The sequence below is a fragment of the Acinetobacter sp. CAU_H_29a_1 genome (genome assembly GCF_058599505.1).
In genome coordinates, this window is sequence record NZ_CM178655.1 from 3,579,202 (window position 1) to 3,598,088 (window position 18,887).

Annotated in this window: 22 protein-coding genes; 9 read left to right on the plus strand and 13 right to left on the minus strand. The window is 42.5% G+C overall.

Going from position 1 to position 18,887, the window contains the following annotated elements; genetic code table 11:
- Positions 1-11: 11 nt before the first annotated feature.
- Together purE and AC4MDD_RS17940 are read right to left on the minus strand one after the other, a co-directional pair.
- Complete coding sequence (gene purE / locus AC4MDD_RS17935) at positions 12-524, minus strand: 5-(carboxyamino)imidazole ribonucleotide mutase (protein ID WP_004697498.1); 513 nt, start codon at positions 522-524, stop codon at positions 12-14.
- Positions 525-716: 192 nt separating this feature from the next.
- Positions 717-1,055, minus strand: coding sequence for a DMT family protein (locus AC4MDD_RS17940; RefSeq protein ID WP_004977754.1), 339 nt, complete (start codon positions 1,053-1,055; stop codon positions 717-719).
- Between the two features lie 254 nt (positions 1,056-1,309).
- Here AC4MDD_RS17940 and mpl point away from each other — a divergent pair, with 254 nt between their 5' ends.
- Positions 1,310-2,677: a UDP-N-acetylmuramate:L-alanyl-gamma-D-glutamyl-meso-diaminopimelate ligase gene (gene mpl, locus AC4MDD_RS17945; protein ID WP_062031185.1), complete on the plus strand. Its 1,368-nt coding sequence runs from the start codon at positions 1,310-1,312 to the stop codon at positions 2,675-2,677.
- Positions 2,678-2,734: 57 nt separating this feature from the next.
- Here mpl and AC4MDD_RS17950 read toward each other — a convergent pair whose 3' ends face one another.
- The 3 genes from AC4MDD_RS17950 to AC4MDD_RS17960 all read right to left on the minus strand — a co-directional run bounded on the left by AC4MDD_RS17950 (position 2,735) and on the right by AC4MDD_RS17960 (position 3,808).
- On the minus strand, positions 2,735-3,043 hold the full coding sequence (locus AC4MDD_RS17950; RefSeq protein WP_491882141.1) for a hypothetical protein: 309 nt from the start codon (positions 3,041-3,043) through the stop codon (positions 2,735-2,737).
- Between the two features lie 160 nt (positions 3,044-3,203).
- Positions 3,204-3,488 (minus strand): GNAT family N-acetyltransferase, encoded by a 285-nt coding sequence (locus AC4MDD_RS17955; RefSeq protein WP_087528470.1) that lies wholly within the window; start codon positions 3,486-3,488, stop codon positions 3,204-3,206.
- A gap of 35 nt (positions 3,489-3,523) precedes the next feature.
- Entirely contained in the window at positions 3,524-3,808 is a 285-nt protein-coding gene (locus AC4MDD_RS17960; RefSeq protein ID WP_104221951.1) for a GNAT family N-acetyltransferase, read from the minus strand.
- A gap of 398 nt (positions 3,809-4,206) precedes the next feature.
- On the opposite strand from AC4MDD_RS17960, the gene AC4MDD_RS17965 reads away from it, so the two are divergent.
- The 3 genes from AC4MDD_RS17965 to AC4MDD_RS17975 all read left to right on the plus strand — a co-directional run bounded on the left by AC4MDD_RS17965 (position 4,207) and on the right by AC4MDD_RS17975 (position 6,884).
- The gene (locus AC4MDD_RS17965) at positions 4,207-5,172 is read left to right on the plus strand and encodes a TerC family protein (RefSeq protein ID WP_183174405.1); all 966 of its coding nucleotides are present in this window, start codon (positions 4,207-4,209) and stop codon (positions 5,170-5,172) included.
- A 185-nt stretch (positions 5,173-5,357) separates the two neighbouring features.
- On the plus strand, positions 5,358-5,720 hold the full coding sequence (locus AC4MDD_RS17970) for a hypothetical protein (RefSeq protein ID WP_491882142.1): 363 nt from the start codon (positions 5,358-5,360) through the stop codon (positions 5,718-5,720).
- A gap of 3 nt (positions 5,721-5,723) precedes the next feature.
- Positions 5,724-6,884: a glutathionylspermidine synthase family protein gene (locus tag AC4MDD_RS17975; protein ID WP_491882143.1), complete on the plus strand. Its 1,161-nt coding sequence runs from the start codon at positions 5,724-5,726 to the stop codon at positions 6,882-6,884.
- Positions 6,885-7,265: 381 nt separating this feature from the next.
- Here the strand turns inward: AC4MDD_RS17975 and AC4MDD_RS17980 are convergent, their stop codons facing one another.
- Complete coding sequence (locus tag AC4MDD_RS17980) at positions 7,266-7,739, minus strand: hypothetical protein (RefSeq protein ID WP_004977740.1); 474 nt, start codon at positions 7,737-7,739, stop codon at positions 7,266-7,268.
- Between the two features lie 328 nt (positions 7,740-8,067).
- Here AC4MDD_RS17980 and guaD point away from each other — a divergent pair, with 328 nt between their 5' ends.
- The 3 genes from guaD to AC4MDD_RS17995 all read left to right on the plus strand — a co-directional run bounded on the left by guaD (position 8,068) and on the right by AC4MDD_RS17995 (position 10,560).
- Positions 8,068-9,384 carry a guanine deaminase gene (gene guaD, locus AC4MDD_RS17985; protein ID WP_491882144.1) on the plus strand — a complete coding sequence of 439 codons (1,317 nt, stop codon included), beginning with the start codon at positions 8,068-8,070 and terminating at the stop codon, positions 9,382-9,384.
- A 223-nt stretch (positions 9,385-9,607) separates the two neighbouring features.
- Positions 9,608-10,135, plus strand: a complete 528-nt coding sequence (gene hpt, locus AC4MDD_RS17990) for a hypoxanthine phosphoribosyltransferase (protein WP_004697480.1) — start codon at positions 9,608-9,610, stop codon at positions 10,133-10,135.
- Positions 10,136-10,308: 173 nt separating this feature from the next.
- Complete coding sequence (locus AC4MDD_RS17995) at positions 10,309-10,560, plus strand: GlsB/YeaQ/YmgE family stress response membrane protein (protein ID WP_058952479.1); 252 nt, start codon at positions 10,309-10,311, stop codon at positions 10,558-10,560.
- Between the two features lie 57 nt (positions 10,561-10,617).
- On the opposite strand, the gene AC4MDD_RS18000 is transcribed toward AC4MDD_RS17995, so the two are convergent.
- Positions 10,618-11,319, minus strand: a complete 702-nt coding sequence (locus tag AC4MDD_RS18000; RefSeq protein ID WP_078390117.1) for a DsbC family protein — start codon at positions 11,317-11,319, stop codon at positions 10,618-10,620.
- 106 nt (positions 11,320-11,425) lie between these two features.
- Positions 11,426-12,421 carry a CDF family Co(II)/Ni(II) efflux transporter DmeF gene (gene dmeF, locus AC4MDD_RS18005; RefSeq protein ID WP_491882145.1) on the minus strand — a complete coding sequence of 332 codons (996 nt, stop codon included), beginning with the start codon at positions 12,419-12,421 and terminating at the stop codon, positions 11,426-11,428.
- A gap of 56 nt (positions 12,422-12,477) precedes the next feature.
- Here dmeF and AC4MDD_RS18010 point away from each other — a divergent pair, with 56 nt between their 5' ends.
- Both AC4MDD_RS18010 and AC4MDD_RS18015 read left to right on the plus strand, forming a co-directional pair.
- Complete coding sequence (locus AC4MDD_RS18010) at positions 12,478-12,744, plus strand: metal/formaldehyde-sensitive transcriptional repressor (protein WP_114837427.1); 267 nt, start codon at positions 12,478-12,480, stop codon at positions 12,742-12,744.
- Between the two features lie 133 nt (positions 12,745-12,877).
- Entirely contained in the window at positions 12,878-14,056 is a 1,179-nt protein-coding gene (locus tag AC4MDD_RS18015; RefSeq protein ID WP_114837423.1) for an MFS transporter, read from the plus strand.
- Between the two features lie 44 nt (positions 14,057-14,100).
- Here AC4MDD_RS18015 and mnmE read toward each other — a convergent pair whose 3' ends face one another.
- The 5 genes from mnmE to rpmH all read right to left on the minus strand — a co-directional run bounded on the left by mnmE (position 14,101) and on the right by rpmH (position 18,214).
- Positions 14,101-15,456, minus strand: a complete 1,356-nt coding sequence (gene mnmE, locus AC4MDD_RS18020; protein WP_078390111.1) for a tRNA uridine-5-carboxymethylaminomethyl(34) synthesis GTPase MnmE — start codon at positions 15,454-15,456, stop codon at positions 14,101-14,103.
- Positions 15,457-15,557: 101 nt separating this feature from the next.
- A complete protein-coding gene (gene yidC, locus AC4MDD_RS18025) occupies positions 15,558-17,321 on the minus strand; it encodes a membrane protein insertase YidC (protein ID WP_004697434.1) in 1,764 nt (587 codons plus the stop codon).
- 5 nt (positions 17,322-17,326) lie between these two features.
- Entirely contained in the window at positions 17,327-17,647 is a 321-nt protein-coding gene (gene yidD / locus AC4MDD_RS18030) for a membrane protein insertion efficiency factor YidD (protein ID WP_004977726.1), read from the minus strand.
- Between the two features lie 9 nt (positions 17,648-17,656).
- Positions 17,657-18,046 (minus strand): ribonuclease P protein component, encoded by a 390-nt coding sequence (gene rnpA, locus AC4MDD_RS18035; protein ID WP_039890852.1) that lies wholly within the window; start codon positions 18,044-18,046, stop codon positions 17,657-17,659.
- A 33-nt stretch (positions 18,047-18,079) separates the two neighbouring features.
- Positions 18,080-18,214: a 50S ribosomal protein L34 gene (rpmH, locus tag AC4MDD_RS18040; RefSeq protein ID WP_000831329.1), complete on the minus strand. Its 135-nt coding sequence runs from the start codon at positions 18,212-18,214 to the stop codon at positions 18,080-18,082.
- Positions 18,215-18,887: the final 673 nt, after the last annotated feature.

The window sequence follows — 18,887 nt, forward strand, 5'->3', positions numbered from 1 at the left end:
AATGCCCCGTATTAAGCTTGGCCTGGAATGTTGTTGCTTGCGACTTTGTCGGTTTGTGCAGCACGGAAATCGGCTACATTTTTTGCAATTTCAGGACGTGTCAGACCTAAAATTTGTGCTGCCATAATCGCGGCATTGGTTGCGCCTGCTGGACCAATCGCCAAAGTACCCACTGCAATACCTGCTGGCATTTGCACAATCGATAACAGTGAATCGACACCGTTTAAAATCGAAGACTTCACTGGCACACCAAGTACAGGTAAATCAGTTTTCGCCGCACACATTCCCGGTAAATGCGCCGCACCGCCTGCACCCGCAATAATCACTTGAATACCACGGTCACGTGCTTGCTCTGCATATTCAAAAAGACGATCTGGCGTACGGTGCGCAGACACAACTTCCGCTTCAAATGGGACACCAAGTTGCTTAAGCATATTGGCAGTGTGTTCGAGAGTGGCCCAATCTGATTGAGAACCCATGATAATTCCAACGAGAGGAGTGTCTTGTGAAGCGGCCGCATTCATTGCAATGTTTCCAGAGATAGTTAAGAGAGATAAATCTCGACTAGCGCCAAGCTTTAATAAGAGCCCCGTATTATAGACTGATTTTTCAGCTCTCCAAAATTTAACCGTGCAACTAAATGCAGATTTTTCTTGTTTTTTTATTTCGTAGCATAAAACTTAAATAAAAAGAGGACTGTAGCCTCATTTTTTGAGTTATTGGCTGCGAAAAACAAAATACACACAACCAAATAAACACAGTCCGGCCCACAAATAATCGAGCTTAAAAGGCTGTTTAAATAAGAAAAGCATAAACGGTACAAAAACCAATAACGTCACCACTTCTTGGGTGATTTTCATTTCACCCATTGACCAGCCTTGCTGTGACAGCATACGGGTCGCAGGAATCATAAAACTGTATTCCACCAATGCAATGAACCAGCTAAATAAAATGGCTTGCCAAAGCGGCACACCCGGCAAAAATTTTAAATGTCCATACCATGCAAGTGTCATAAAACAGTTGGCAATAATCAATAAAATAAAGGGCAGGGACATGAAGCAAGATCGCCGAATTTAGGAGCATTTATTCTACGTTTTTTGCGAGGAAATTCAGCAAATATTGCACTTTTCAGCCAGCTTTTTTACAAAATAAAAGCTTTGTTCAAGCCGCAGAATAATTAAACGATTAGATACAAGAATCACTATCTTTTCGCTAAGCGCCTTGCTATGGTTGCTTTCACATCGAATTAATCACGACAACAGCACCAACACTACGTGATGTGTCTATAAAAGCAGTGGAGTGAGGCGGAATGCATCTGCATATTTTGGGTATTTGTGGCACCTTTATGGGGTCTTTAGCGCTTTTAGCACGTGATCTTGGCCACACAGTGACGGGTTCGGATCTAAACGTTTATCCTCCCATGTCGACCCAACTCGAAAATGCAGGCATTACCTTAATGCAAGGTTATGACCGCAGTCATTTACAACCTCATCCTGATTTGGTCATCGTCGGCAATGCGATGAAACGTGGGATTGATGCCGTTGAATACATGCTCAATGAAGGCTTACCGTATATTTCAGGCCCACAATTTTTGGCCGATCATGTGCTCCAAGGCAAACACGTACTTGGTGTAGCAGGGACCCACGGTAAAACCACCACCACCACCATGTTGGCTTGGGTCTTGGATCAGGCAGGTTTAGAGCCAGGTTTCCTGATAGGCGGTGTACCTTTAGGTTTTTCTGAAAGTGCACGTTTAGGTGCTGGCAAATACTTCTGTGTCGAAGCCGATGAATATGATTCTGCCTTTTTCGACAAACGTTCGAAGTTCGTGCATTACCACCCAAAAACAGCCATTTTAAATAACCTCGAATTTGACCATGCCGACATTTTTGATGATCTAGCAGCGATTCAAAAACAATTCCACCACTTGGTTCGTACCATTCCAAGTGAGGGTCGTATCATTGCTCCGATTACTGAAAGCAATATTGATGAAGTTTTAGAGCAGGGCTGTTGGACACCCGTGGTTCGTACCTCTTTAGAGGCCCACGACAAGTCTGAATTGTATGCCGAACAACTAAGTGCTGATGGTTCACACTTTAAAGTGCTCCAACACGGCGTGGTGAAAGGCACGGTGCAATGGAACATGACAGGGCAGCACAGCGTAGCCAATGCTTTGGCGACTATCGCTGCGGCTGAACACGTCGGCGTGAGCATTGAAACAGCGTGCGAAGCACTGTCTAACTTTGGCGGCGTGAAGCGCCGTATGGAGCTTTTAGGCACAGTACGTGGCGTTGAAGTGTATGATGACTTTGCCCATCACCCAACCGCAATAGATACGACGCTGGAAGGCGCACGTAAGCGTTTAGGCGAGCGTAAGTTGTGGGCGATTATTGAACCTCGTTCAAATACAATGCGCATGGGAAGCCATAAAGATGGACTTGCGCACTCTGCGCGTTTGGCGGATGAAGTGATTTGGTATCAACCAGAAGGTTTGGACTGGGACTTACAACCTGTCATTGCGGCTGCACCCAACAAGGCCGTGGTTGCACGCACTTTGGATGACATTATCCATACCATCGTCAGTGATGCAGGCGAGGGCGATGCAGTTGTGATCATGTCCAATGGTGGCTTTGGTGGTTTACACCAAAAATTGATTAGCGCCTTGAACGCAGAATAAATTGTCCCATTAGAAGAAAAAACCCGCATATGGCGGGTTTTTTACAAGCTTATCCAATTAAAAACCAGACATCGTACCCGTATATTCAAAGTCTTTTAGTTTTGACCAACCTTGAACCGTGTCTCCCAAGCGTTTACTAAAATACATGATCGAAACCCACTGCTCTTGGCCATCATCATAGGTGCTATAAGCAGTGATATGGTCATTTTTAATCATAAACAGATCTTTGATTTTACAAGCATTGCTCGGTGCTGAATAAAAATACACTCTGGTTGAAGCAATCACTTTCATGCCCCAACGTGGAATGATCTGAACTTCTTTTTGTTCTGCCTTTTCCTCAAGTTTTACACAATCTTCAGCATGCAATCAGGGGGCAACTGAACAGAATAGGCCCATAGATAAAAGCGTCTTCATATACTTTGATTCCATCATGTTCAGCGCTGCAAAACACAAAATAGAACTGTAATGGCAGCTATATCGATCTCATTTTAGCTTAACCTTTAGAATTGCGATGAATGGCAAACAATTAAGCTGCAACATCCTCAAAACTTTTCTCACGGCGAAACATCACATCTACATAAGAACAAGTCGGGATAATTTTCAGGTTTTTCTCACGTGAAAAATCAACCAGAGTATCTAACAGTAAACGTGCTACGCCTTGCCCCCGCAGTGAATCATCGACCCAAGTATGGTTGGCATCAATGGTTGTGTCATCCCGCCAAATATAGCTAATTTCAGCAATACGCTGACCGTCTGCATTATTTAAGAAAAACTCACCTTTTTGATCACGATCTACATGTTGAAATTGCATAGCACACTCATTGAATGGATTGATGGTTATCTATCTTAGAGGAATAAAACATCATGAATAGATGGATCTTTGTCGAATACCGATTTGGAAAAAGGGCACAAGGGTAAAATTTTCACGCCCTTATCACGGGCAAAGTTAACCAAAACATCCAATAACTGACGCCCCACATGTTGCCCACGGAGCAACTCACTGACCCAAGTGTGATCAATGATAAATTTATCGTCCCCAGCCCAACTATAGGTCATTTCCGCCACACGCTCGTTTTCTTGCTCAACAAAAACTTCGCCTTTACTACCTGTTTCTTGATGTTGAATTTTCATTATTATTCCTCTTTGGTTTACTGTTTTTTTTAGCTTGCCACAAATTGAAGCAAAATTTTGTCTCATTTATATTTCATCTACAATTTTCTTTAATATTTGCTCAAACCATAAAAATATGCGATGCTTAGCTCACTTTTGGATCAAATCCAAAACCAAATTTATGTTGAACAAGGGGAGTAGCCTCCTCCAAACGTGAAAAATCAATGCTATGCATCACTTTCACGTGTCAGATTATCGTCATTACACTTTGCAAAAAGTCGGTATCTGAGCATTTTAGCGCACAAAATACATACGCTAAAATGTAGGCAAGACCTTGATCATGTTGTCACAGATGTTTTATTTCATCTGGCAGCAGGTCAAGGTTTTTTTGTGGCCGATTGCTGGATGTGGAGGATTTCATGGAATCTATCGGCAATTTATGGCTATACCTTGCTTTTTTCGGCATTGTTACCGTGATGCTACTGATCGACTTTTTAGGCTTTAAACAAAAAGAAGGCCAAGAAGTTAAAATCAAAACCGCCGCGTTATGGAGTATTGCATGGGTTTCCGTCGCATCACTCTTTGGTGCAGGTCTCTGGTTGTATTTACAACAAACTGCAGGTGTCACTGTGGCCAATACCAAGGTCATGGAGTACTTCGCAGGTTATTTACTTGAAAAATCTTTAGCCGTCGACAACGTCTTTGTCTGGCTGATGATCTTTGCTGCTTTTGCCATCCCACCTGCACTACAACGCCAATTACTGCTATATGGTGTATTGGGCGCGATTATTCTACGTACCATCTTTATTTTTATTGGCGCGTGGTTCGTGCAAGAGTTCTCATGGATTCTGTATATCTTCGGTGCGTTCTTGGTGTATACGGGTTTCAAATTCTTCAAAGGGCAAAACGAAGAAGAAACCAATATCGAAGATATGGCGATCTTAAAATGGTTGCGTAAACATATGCGGATTACCCCGCAAATGCATGGCAATAAGTTCTTTGTCCGTCAAAACGGGATGTTGTGGGCAACGCCGCTGTTCTTGGTGTTAATTTTAGTTGAAGCGTCGGATGTAATTTTCGCGGTGGATTCCATTCCTGCAATTTTCGCGGTGACTTCTGATCCGTTTATTGTGTTGACTGCAAACTTAATGGCAATTTTGGGTCTACGTGCGATGTTCTTCTTGTTGTCTGGTACAGCAACCAAGATGCATTATCTCCCGTATGGTTTAGGTATTATCTTGGTATTCATCGGCTTTAAGATGCTCATGCTGGATGTGTTCCACATGCCAATTTGGATTTCACTGGGCTTTATTGTGTTGGTGCTGACCATTACTGCGATCTTGTCGATTCGATACAGTAAGAAACATCATCAAACCACCCTCTAATGTTTTAAAAAAGCCTTCCCCTGTGAAGGCTTTTTTGATGGCTAAATCTTAAATTGTACAAGACTTAATCCTATGATTTTCTGTGCAAATGTACTGTACTTTATGCAAACAGCTCCCTATGATAAGCGGGCTTAAAACCCTTGGTTTTACCTGTAAAAATAAAAGAACCCGAAGGTTGCTCATCCATGCGTACCAAAAAATTAACTCTTGTTGTGGTGCCGGTTTTACTCACGGCATGTAGCGGCTCTAAAACCCTACAACAGGATGTTTACAATAACCAATATAACTGCTATCAAGACTGGCATTTTGAACTGTGCGAACCTGCTAACGAAAATGGCGAATCGAGCTATAGTGGCTCTACTGGGGTCTATATCGGCCCACAATATTATAAAAATAACCGTAAAGTCCGTTACTTGGGCCAAGTCATGAAAGCACGCGGACGACATTCGACAGGCTCACCCAGAATCTCGACTCACGTTTTTAGCCATGTCAAATCCCAACCCATTCGTGGAGGCTTCGGCCGTGGCGGAGGCTCGTTCGGAGGTTAATACATGAAACGAGTTCTACTGCCTGAGCGTGAAAACTGGCAACAAGCACATCAAGAGATTGGTTTTGACTACTACAACTTGCCGTCGCGGGATGGTTCAATGTATTGGTCAGAAGGTGTGGCTTATGAGTTTAGCCTCAAGCAAATTGAACAACTTGAAGATGCCTCGAACGAATTACACCAGATGTGCCTTGAAGTGGCAGGGGATATGATTCAACGCGGTTATTATCCCGAATATTTTCAACTCCCCCCAGCAGCGATTCCTCTGATTGAGCATTCATGGAAAAACCAAGCACCAATGCTCTATGGCCGTTTCGATTTTGCCTATGATGGTCAAGCCATCAAAATGCTGGAATACAATGCCGATACGCCAACGGGTTTACTCGAAGCGTCTGTTGCACAGTGGCATTGGATTGAACAAGTCGAAAATATTGCAAACCGTGATCAGTTCAACAGCATTCATGAAAAGCTGATTGAGCGCTGGAAACAGCTCTATCCTGCGCGTAGCCGTGTCCATTTCGCAGCCTGCCAAGAAGCAGGGCGTGAAGATTGGGGCAATTTAGAATACCTCATGGATACTGCTTTTCAGGCAGGCTTAAATGTCAGCGAACTGTCGATGGAAAACATCGGTTGGAATGGCACAGCCTTTGTCGATTTGCATCAGCAAGAGATTCAGCATTTATTTAAGCTGTATCCGTGGGAATGGATTTGGGAAGAAAATTTTGCGCAGTTTCTCAAACCTGAAACCGAATGGATTGAACCGTGTTGGAAAATGCTGCTCTCCAATAAAGCCCTATTGATCGAGCTATGGAAACGCTTTCCGAATCATCCATTGTTGTTAGAAACCCATGCTTATGATGCGCACGCCCACTACGCAGGGAAATGGGTGCGTAAGCCCATCTTAGCGCGCGAAGGCGCAAATATTCATATCCTACAAAACAATGTCGATTGCGGCGCAGCCTCAGGTAGTTTTTACTTCGATGACTACGACAAATATGGCTATGTCATGCAGCGCTGGGTAAAAACTCCGTTGCATGAAGGCATGCTGCCCACCTTGGGACTTTGGATGGTCGGAGATGAATGTGCGGGGATGTCACTGCGTGAAGATGTATTTGATGTGATTGGCAATGATGCGCATTTTGCTGCGCATTATTTTGTGGAATAAAGTGGCGCTCTAAATCACCTATTTAAAATAGATGTCCAAAGATTAATGCGGGTCTGTTCAGGCGTTTTAGTAGGAGCACCATCACTTTTAGGTTATTCACGGCGGAGTCTTATCTTTTTTAAGTTCGATACTGGGAGCTCAATTATTCTTTTGTTTCGCCAAATGAGAAGCGAAGCTTCGTAAGGACAGCATTTGTTCTCCGCAAAACCTATTCACTTTCTATAATTAAAAAATTTGTGTTGCAAAAATAATCTACTCCAAACACTACGCAGGTTGCGGATGACGCTTCCGTGTATCAAATAAAGTTTAAATTGAAAAAGAAAATGCTTGTCAAATCTAAAACTGACAAGCATACATTCGAAGACAATATTTTTTTCAAGCTTAAATGGTATGCGCTTTAACCCGCTTCATATAAGACACCAAACGCGTAAAAAATAAGATTTGCAGGAAGATGGTAAACAGCGAAATAGTCCATTCATACCAATCATCAAACGCTGTACCTTCTAGATTAAAAGCAAAATAAAGCCCCAATAACACTGCACCAAATACAAAACCAGCCACAGTGGTTTGTACCAAAATGGGAAAAGACAATGCCGTGATTCGACCTAAGAAATGCTCACCCTCATCGCCGCCATTGGCTTTATAAGCACTTTGAATCCCGATAAACATAATCAATAAAGTCAGAAGTCCCTCAACTCCAATCACACGGACATCACCATAGGGTGAATACATGCCGTAGTAATACACCACTGAAACCAATAAGGCGGTGACTAAGTAATAATTTTTATAATGCTTTTTATCGAGGGTATTGCTAGATAATTCATGTGCTAATGCTTTGGTATTCCAAAAATACATGCCGGTCATGGTCTCTTATTTTATCAATGCCGACACTGTACTGACTCAGCATTTAAAGATAAAGACTTTCTCAACAAAATTTTGCGAATAGATTGAATCATTTAAGCTCAAAGCTTGTGCTTATGGATTGCATAAAAAATCATGATCTTATCGATGGCATGGATACATGTTTGGCCTTAAAACAGTTCAATTTTTAAGAAAATACTACTCCGGTCTTCCATTTAAAATCTTGCGTTCACAACACACACAAAAACTTCAGTAAATAGCCGTGAAAAAAATCCAGTTTACGGTACAATCAATCGAAAAAAAGTCAAAACGCAGGTTTAAAATGTCTTCTGTAGTTGCAACGACGGCGGTTCGCGGTCGCTTCCTAGATATTCAGAATACGGTTGCCCAAGCGCGTGAAATTCACGACCAAGTGCGTTACGTAGAAGATGGTTTACTGATTAGCCAAAATGGCAAAATCCAATGGTTTGGATCTTGGCAGGAGGGACAACAGCACCTTCCTGTTGGCGTCGAGGTTCAGCACTATCCTGAACAATTGATTGTGCCCGGTTTTATCGACACCCACATTCATTTTCCACAAACAGAAATGGTGGGGGCCTATGGTGAACAGCTACTCGAATGGCTCAATACCTATACCTTCCCAACTGAATTACAATTTTCCGATAAAGCTTATGCCGATCAGATTGCCCAATTCTTTGTGCAAGAACTGCTGAAAAATGGCACCACCACAGCCTTAGTCTTCTGTACTGTGCATACCGAATCAGTCGATGCTTTATTTGAAGCAGCAGGGCAGCACCAGATGCGTCTGATCGCAGGTAAAGTCATGATGGACCGTCATGCACCTGAAGGTCTGTGCGACACGCCTGACAGTGCTTATGCAGACTCTAAAGCACTGATTGAGAAATGGCATGGCAAGGGCCGTAACCTGTATGCGATTACGCCACGTTTTGCCCCAACCTCAACACCAGAGCAATTGGCTAAAGCAGGGCAGCTCAAAGCTGAATACCCAGATGTGTATGTGCATACGCATTTAAGTGAAAATAAAAATGAAATCGCTTGGGTGAAAGACTTATTCCCTGAGCAGCAAGGTTATCTCGATGTTTATCATCACTTTGGTTTAACCGGTTCACATTCGGTCTTTGCCCACTGCGTGCACTTAGAAGAGGCTGAGTGGGACTGCATGCATCAGACTGACTCTGCCATTGCTTTCTGTCCGACCTCCAACCTATTTTTAGGCAGTGGTTTATTTCCATTGAATAAGACTTGGGAAAAGCAGGTAAAAGTTGGGCTGGGTACAGACATTGGTGCAGGGACCTCTTTTAACCAACTACAAACTCTGAATGAAGCCTATAAAGTACAGCAGCTTCAAGGTGATAAACTGTCTGCTTTTGAGTCGCTCTACCACGCTACGCTTGGCGGTGCCAAAGCACTGAGCTTGGATGATAAACTCGGTAACTTTAATTTGGGCAAAGAAGCTGACTTTGTGGTGCTCGACCTTAAAGCAACCGCGCTGCAAGCATTACGTCAGCAACGTGCAAAAGGGATTGAAGATGCGTTATTTGCCCTAATGACCATGGGTGATGACCGTAATATTCATGCGACTTATATTTTTGGTCAGAAAGCCTATGTGCAAAACTAAGTAGCAAATAGCGAAAATTTAAGCAGCTAATCGAGTTTTGAAACAACTTTGATTTTCGCCTCTAAGCCAAGCTGCATCCCGTCTGCAATGAAATGATTACATTTTCAGCGGGCAAAAGGGGGTGCATCTCGTTTAGAGATATATTAAAATTAATGCATATATAGAGGTGTTGCAGGTCAACGCCTTTTTTATTTTTGATTTTTTTAATTTTAGGTATCTACCCATGACCGTTCAAATGAGCGTAATGATTTCTACTGAAGAGATTCAAGCGAAAGTAAAAGAGCTTGGTGCACAAATCGATGCGCATTATGCAAACAGTGATAAGGAACTCGTACTGATTGGTTTATTACGTGGTTCAGTCATTTTCATGGCAGACTTATGTCGTACCATTTCAAAACCCCATGAACTCGACTTCATGACGGTTTCGAGCTACGGCGGCGGTACGGTATCTTCACGTGATGTAAAAATTTTAAAAGATTTAGACGGTGAAATTCGCGGTAAAGATGTTTTAGTCATTGAAGACATCATCGACTCAGGCAACACCTTGAGCAAAGTATTAGAAATTTTAGAAACACGCTCTCCCAACTCAATTGAACTATGTACCTTAGTCAGCAAACCTTCACGCCGTGAAATTGAACTCGATGTGAAGTTTTTAGGCTTTAATGTCGAAGATCGATTCATTGTGGGTTATGGCTTAGACTACGACCAAAAGTACCGTCATTTGCCATTTATTGGTGAAATTGGTCTTTAAGAGCAATCGACAAAAAAGTGGCCGAAGGCCACTTTTTTTATTTTTACTGTTAGCTAAGTACATAAAACATACAGTTTTTAGCAGATTCGCTCTACTGCACAGCAGCATTATGCCCGATGATATTTTTGCACATGATGTAAAAACAAAGACATGATAAAAAAAGGAGCTGGCTCATGTGGTCACTTATTGTTGCAATCGTAATTGGTTTTATTGCAGGTCTCATCGCACGTGCTGTCCATCCTGGTGATGACAAAGCGGGATTTATTGTCACCACTTTACTGGGGATTGCAGGTTCTCTCGTAGCCACTTATGGTGGTCGTTTACTTGGTCTCTATAGTGAAGGCTCTGCCGCAGGGTTTATTGCTTCAGTTATTGGGGCTATCGTTATTCTATTCATTTACAACATGGTCACCAAAAAAACCTAAACTCAGCCATTAAAAAAAGCACCGTTTCAGGTGCTTTTTTTATGTATCTTTGAACTCTTATAAGCCCAGTTCACGCCACATATTTTCAATGGTGGTTGAAGGCACAGCACCATTCACTTTAAAGCCATTTGAGAAAATAACCACAGGCGTCCCTTGTAAACCCAGACTACGACCGAGTTCAATGTTGCGCTCAATTGGATTGGCGCACGGTTTTTTCGACGTCGGTTGAGTCCCTTTCGCAATCAAATTTTTCCATGCGAGGGCAGGATCTGCTTCACAAAATACTTGTTTCGACGGTGCAATCGATTGCGCCTTAATGGCATAAATAAATGTATAGATGGTCACATCATTCAGTTTATTCAGCTCAGCCTCTAACTGCTTACAGTAAGGACAGTTTGGGTCTGAAAAAACCGCCAATTGGCGTTTGCCGTTGCCTTTAACGCTTTTAATGGCATCTTTTAGCGGCAGCTTGTTCCAATCAATCGAGTTTTGTTGCACATATAAGGCAGCACTTAAATTTTTCTGATCTTTTAAGCGTACCATCGAACCTGCAATCACATGCTCAGCCGCTTCGCCTAAATACACAATTTCGCCATCTAAAGATCCACTATAAATGCCCGACATTTCTGTTTTTTGAATATTTTGAACATTAATATTTGGATAATTCTTTTTTAAGTTGGCTTGAACACTTTCTACGCTGGCCATACTCATGCTTGCAATTGCACTTGTGAGTAGTGCCAAACCCAGTTTTTTTATCATCACTTTTTGCTCTTTCAATCGGAGAACCACGGCGCTAGTGTAGAGCGTATTATTCAAGCATTGAATCATTTTTTCCATGGCTTTACCGAAACCCAACACGCCTTGCTTATGAACTGGCCAAAGTTTCACGTGGAACAGTGAGGGCTGTACTATTAATTTCCACCGAGACATGAACAATTTCTTCATGAATCGAGAGCATTGCCCGCACGCGATCCGCACTTAAGTCTACCGTCGTTTCTAAAGCTAAAATACAGGAAAACTTGCCTTTGCCTACTTTCCAAACATGTAAATCGGTCAAGGTCGTCTGCGGTAGTTCTGCCAACACTTCGCGAATTTCATCCACCACATGATGATCCATTTCAGCATCTAACAAGGTTTTTCCCGTTTCTTGCATTAAGCTCAATGCCCATTTGGCTACCAGTATTGATCCCACGATTCCAAGGGCCGCATCGAGAAAATCCCAGCCCAAATATTTACCAAAAATCAGCGCGATTATGGCAAAAATGGAAGTCACCGCGTCTGCCACTACATGCATAAATGCAGCTTTCTGATTTAAATCATGATGATGGCTATGTACTTCTGATGCATGAGCGTGATGGTGATGGTGATGGTGATGGTGATGGTGATGGTGATGGTGATGGTGATGGTGATGGTGACCATCGTGCAGCAACCATGCACAGATTAAATTCACCAATAAGCCTAAAATCGCAATTGGAATCGCTTCGTTATAATGAATTTGTACAGGCGAGAATAGACGCTGAATCGAGTGAAAAGCCATAAAACCCGCCACCACCATCAGCAAAATAGCGCTACTGTAGCCTGCAAGAATTTCAATTTTCCATGTGCCGAAACTAAAGCGCTGATCATGGGCATAATGCCGCGCAGCACGATAGGCAAAATAAGCCAAACCCAGTGCCAACATATGCGAACTCATATGCCAACCATCTGCCAGCAAAGCCATTGATTGGAAAATCCATCCACCAATCACTTCTAATAACATCATGACTGCCGTTAAAATGGTCGCCATTAAAATCCGTTTTTGTGCCAGTGGATTACCGTCATCAAAATGATGCGTATGCTGACGTGATGGGGTATTTTGCATTTTAAATCATTCACCAATATACTCCCCCTTAGTATATTTATTTTTGGAGCAATGTGTTGAGTCATTTGCATGAAGATAAAAAAATTTTAAACCGTGTGAAACGCTTACAAGGGCAGGTCAACGCCGTTGAACTCTCGATCACACATCCCAATGCCAGTTGTATCGATGTTTTACAACAAGTCGCTGCTATTAAAGGCGCGGTCAATGGGCTGATGAATGAACTCGTTGAAGCACACTTACGCCATCATGTATTAGCACAAGCTGAACAGGTCAATGAAGAGGAGTTGGCTGAGTTCTTAAAACTGCTGAAACGCTATGGCTAAGTTTTATTGCGTTCTTTTTCAAGTTTTTAGTTGACCATTTTTTCCACAAACCGATACACTGTTGCTCTCTATCCTTTTTCTCTTGGGCATCAAAATATTCTCGTTTTGACTGAGAGAGCCGCATGGCATTTGCATGACAACAACCACTTCTTGGCGTCCATTTTGTATGGTCAGCCTCGCCTTAATGATGGGAACGATGGGGACTGCCTTAGCCAGTCCACTTTACCCGCTGTATCAAGCCTTATGGCATCTGGTGCCGAGTCAAATCACCTATATTTTTGTGGCTTATATGTTTGGTTGTCTCGCTACTTTACTTTTTCTCGGCCGGACCAGTAATAGCATTGGCTATTTACGCACCTTACAAGTGGGCTTGGTGTTTATCAGCATCGGGTTGGTGATTTCCGCTTATGCTTCTGATGCTCTCATTTTATCTTTGGGCCGCTTTATTATTGGTATTGCATCTGGTTTGATGACCACTTCGGCCTTACTGGGACTGATGTATACCGTGCCCAAAAGCCATCAACAGATTGCGCCGCAGCTCAGTTCGATTATTACCGCAGTAGGTTTTGGCTTAGGCCCGCTGATTGGTGGCCTGATAGCTCAATTTTCAGAATACCCTTTGGTCAGCCCTTATCTACCGGTCATTCTTGGTGCTGTACTGTGTTTCTTTGGTTTATTTTGGGTTGAGTCTCCCACATTTACCGCACAGCCCTTTAGTATTGCCCCAAAGCTACTCCGACCAGAAGTGCAATATCATCAGTTGTTTTTGATCGTTGGATTTACCGCATTTAGTGCCTTTGCCGCGTTTAGTTTATTTGCATCCTTATCCCCGTCATTTGTGCGGGATATTTTGCCGTGGCACGGCCCCCTTATCAGCGGTTCAGCCATTACCAGCATTCTCATTGTCTCTGCCGTGGTGCAGTATTTTGCCAGAAGTATTCCTGCATATAAGTGCCTCAACTATGGCTTAATTACCTTGATTGCAAGCTTAGGCATTTTGGCGCTGTGTATGCTATTTCAACTGAGTGCATTTTTCTTTATCAGTGATTTTCTCGTTGGTGTCGGACATGGCCTGACCTTGATTGGTTCCTTTGGTCTCATTCATGCCATGACCAGCTTAGAGAATCGTGCTGCGGTGATGTCGACTTATCTTTTTATTGGTTATTTGGGTACGATTGTGCCTATTGTAGCTGTGGGTTATCTGGCAGATCACTTTGGATTAAGTTTCGGGGTCATTAGCTTTAGCATTGTCATCGCTTTATTGTGTTTTTATCTGTGGTTTGCGCATAAGGGCAGTATACGTCTGGCTTAAAGATCAAAAGCCCTGATCAGAGGGCTTTTTCATCAATAGCAGTGTTATTTTCCAATACAGAATGATCCAAAAATTTTCCCAAGCAAATCATCCGCACTAAAGTCCCCTGTAATTTCACCGAGGGCATTTTGCGCCAAACGTAGCGACTCTGCGACCAACTCACCTGCGTTATACACCACCAATTGTTCACGAGCTTCAGCAAGGTAAAGCTGAGTACGTTTCATTGCGTCTAAATGGCGTGTACGCGCAATAAAGGTATCTTCTTCTGGCTGGAAGCCTGCATGCGCTGTAATCGCTTCTATGAGTGCTTGAACGCCAGTTTCTTGCTTTGCCGAAACCATAATATGACGGAAGCCATTAAAATCTTCGATATGCGATGTTGTTTCCATCAAATCACACTTATTACCAATCAGCATTAAACGTTTCGGTTCAATATGCTCAGCAAAATATTCTTGCGCCAGTTTGAGTGGGTCTTCGCCTTGGCTTAAGTCATAGACTAAAAGTAACAGGTCGGCTTGCTCAATTTCTTTAATGGCACGACGAATCCCTTCTTTTTCTACAATATCGCCGGTTTCACGTAAACCCGCAGTATCGGTTAAGGTAATGGGTAAACCATTCAGGGTAATTTTTTCATGTAAGACATCTCGCGTCGTACCTGCAATATCCGTCACAATGGCGCGTTCAATGCCCGCTAATGCATTGAGCAGTGATGACTTACCCGCATTCGGTTTCCCTGCAATCACCACTTGTAAACCTTCACGCAGCAACTGTCCTTGACGAGCCGATTGTTGCACTTGATTCACAGCAGACGTAACACCATCTAAAAGATTTAAAATTTTCCCGTCCGCAAGAAAATCAATTTCTTCTTCAGGAAAATCAATCGCAGCTTCCACATGCAAACGTAGATGAATCAATTGCTCCAACACACGATTCACTTTAGTTGAAAATGCGCCTTGTAATGAACGTACCGCAGAACGTGCAGCGGCTTGAGACGTCGCATCAATCAAGTCGGCGATTGCTTCAGCCTGTACCAAATCCAGTTTGCCATTTTCAAAAGCACGCATGGAAAACTCACCGGCTTTTGCTGCAATCGCACCAAGCTCCAACAAACGCCCCAGTAAAGCATTTTGAATGACAGGGCCCCCATGACCTTGCAACTCAACCACATCTTCACCAGTAAACGAGTTCGGGTTCGGGAAACAAATCGCTAAGCCCTCATCCATCACTTCGCCAGACGCATCATAAAACTGGCGAAAACCAGCAAAACGCGCTTTCGGTAAGTCTTTTTGGGTCAAGGCCTGTGCAATCTCATATGACTTGGGACCAGATAGGCGAATGACCCCCACACCACCACGCCCAGGTGGTGTTGCAATGGCAGCAATCGTGGTTCGGTTGTACATAACATTCACCTAAAAAATCTTAAAAGTCACACAATGAAAAATCCGCCTAAGATTACCATCTTAAGCGGATTTATTCAGCTTTTCGCGAAAAGTTGCCTCGATTAACTCGACGCGCTTTCCTTATTCAAGCGGTCTTTTTCAACAGATTTGTTGATCAAGGTCTGCTGAATAATCGTGATACTGTTGTTGACAATCCAGTACAACACGAGACCCGCAGGGAAGAACAACATAAAGACTGTGAAAACAATCGGCATGATTTTGAAAACTTTCGCTTGCATTGGATCAGCCGGTTGTGGATTTAAAGACTGCTGAATGAACATCGTTGCGCCCATTAACAGCGGTAAAATAAACCACGGATCCATCGCTGACAAATCTTGAATCCAAAGTAACCATGGCGCATGACGAAGCTCAACAGACTCCATCAACACCCAGTACAACGCAAGGAAAATTGGCATTTGTAATAACAATGGCAAACAACCCGCAAGCGGATTGACTTGTTCACGTTTATATAGAGCCATCATTTCTTGAGAGAAGCGCATACGGTCTTCACCGAACTCTTCTTTCATACGCTGCATTTCAGGTGCAATGACACGCATTTTCGCCATTGAGCGATAGCTCTTAGACGACAATGGCCAAAGAATCAATTTCACCAAGACCGTTAACAAAATAATTGCCCAGCCCCAGTTACCCACTAAACCGTGGAAGAACTCAAGACCCAAGAACAATAATTTCGCAATTGGCCATAACCAACCATAATCAACAGTTTGGTTTAACCCTGTTGCAAGCTCTTTTAACTCAGATTGAACTTTAGGACCTGAATAGAAGGTCGCGTCAATCTCAGCCACTGTACCAGCAGGCACAGTAATCGTCGGCGAAGTAAAACCAATGATATTCATATCATCCGTTGACTTACGCGACTCTAATTTCGCGACATAAGGTTGACCATTGGCTTGCGTCAATTTTAAGTCACCAGGAATCCAAGCACTCACAAAGTAGTGCTGAACCATAGCAACCCAGCCGCCTTTCGCCTCAACATTCAATTTTTCTTCATTGAAGTTAGCAAATTTAAGCTTGTTATAATGTTCTTCAGGCGAACCCCAAGCACCACCTAAGAAAGTGCCCAGCGTGAAAATACCTTGATCCGATTTGCCTGGATCATCAGAGTTGTCACGTTTGAGTTGACCAAACATTTGACCCTGCCAGTTTTGACCACTGCGGTTCACCACTTTATGGTTCACAACAACAGGATATTCACCTTGCTTAAAGGTAAAGGTTTTAATGATTTCCACACCATCAGCTGTTTTTAGTACCATCGGTACGGTTAACACTTTGATGCTTTTTCCATCTTCAGTTTGAACCGCTTTGGCATCATTCAATGTATAAGCAGATTTTTCAATCTCATACATTGGACGACCGCTACGGTTACTGTCTGGACCATTAAGACCAATTAAACCAGACTGCGCCACATAAGTACGTTTTGCATCACTTTCAAGCATGACAAATGCTTCGTTACTGTCTTTGCTCTTGTCATGGTTTAACAATTCAATACGAACAATATCACCACCTTTAGGATTAATCCAAAGATGATAAAGGTCAGTTTGTACTGAAATAAGCTGTTGATTTACAGATGCTTTTGCTTCTGTAGCTGGTTGCTGAGTCGCGATATTTGCTTGTGGCATATCAGACGCTGCTGAAGCCGTTTGAGCATTTGGCAAATCTGCAGATACTTCATGTGAAACTGCTGCAGCCTGTTGTGGCTGTGGCTGAGTCTCAGCATGTCCATAATCTTTTTGCCAAGCCAAAATGAGCAAATAAGCGACAACAAACATGGCCCCGAGAATGGCAAACCTGGCCCATTGTTGCATATCGATTACCCCAAGTGGTTAGAGTGATTTTGGTTCAAGAAACAATCACGAAAGGGTACAGCAACCAGATGCTTTTGAGAATCTATTTGCTGAAAAGAGATAAAACGAATCCTTTTGTTTGGAACAGGGTCATACCCCGATCCACCCCAAGGATGACAACGGCAAATACGTTTAGTAGCCAACCACACACCACGCACAGCACCATGTGTATGGACTGCTTCCAATGAATATTGAGAACATGTAGGGATATAACGACAACGCGGTCCAAGTAAAGGACTAATCGCAATTTGATAAAATCGAATTAACCAATGCAGTAAGCGTACCATTGGCCATCTCTACTTTTGCAGGGAGGGAGCTATTTTTTGATGCTTTTTGGCAAGACGTTGTAATTTTTGCCAAGCAAATTGTAATTGCTGGTGCAACTCTGCATTAGGCACTGTTTCTATCCCCATTTTAGGCATAACCACAATATCTAAAGTTAATTGCTGTTGATGCAAGCGAAAACTTTCGCGAGCCAAACGTTTTACTCTATTTCTTTCGTGTGCACGACGCACTTTCTTTTTAGCAACAACAATGCCCAAACGACTTTGAGGTTGTTCGGTCAGTTTTGCTAGAAATAAGAAATGGGGCTGATGCACTTTAAAAAGCGCACCATCGAAGACACTCTTATAATCGGCAGCACAGCGAATACGAACCTCTGTGCTGAAGCCATAAAGTGTAGTCATAACACCCAAAATCGTTTAAGCGTTAACTATTGATTAAACAGTTAAGCTGTGACGACCTTTTGCACGACGACGAGCTAATACTTGGCGACCAGCTTTAGTAGCCATACGAGCACGGAAACCATGAACGCGCTTACGCTTTAATTCAGATGGTTGGAATGTACGTTTCATATCGAAACTCCAAAAATGATCATTCAATGAAGGTTCGCGAGTTTAGTGTTCATTGCTTGAGCTGTCAATGGAAAACCGATTTTCTTGTGAAATTAAGCCTTTTTATTTGTAACAGCAGCTTGAGCTTGCTCTTTTCTCGATAACATTTAAACAACTGCACTTTTTTTCTTATACACAACCTAGATTATTGTTTATTAAAGTGATATAAGTTACCAACAAGATTACCCACACAATTATCCACAAGCCTTTAAATTCACTTGCTGTGCATGTTTTTAAATTTAAATTCATTTTGGATCTCCAGTTATCCCCAGAAAACAGGTCTCTTATAAATAAATTCAAATTTATAAATTTAAATTTATTACTATTAGGGTGGTCTTTTTCTGTGGAAATGACACTTTTTTAATTATAAAACAATAAAATATGGTGTGGATAAGATTGTTTTTATGAAATTAATAGTTTGTGGATAACTTTGTGCTATATTCTATCCACAGTTTGCGGATAAACTTATCCACACCAGTATTTGAATTTAAATTTATTTTCATAAGCAGGCTTTTTGAGCAATATCTGCAGAATTTTCCATGACAGATGTGGATAACTTGGTTAGAATGGCGACCCGCTTCGGTGGGTACATAGTGTTTTTATTAATTATCGATGGAATGAATAGGGGTTTCAC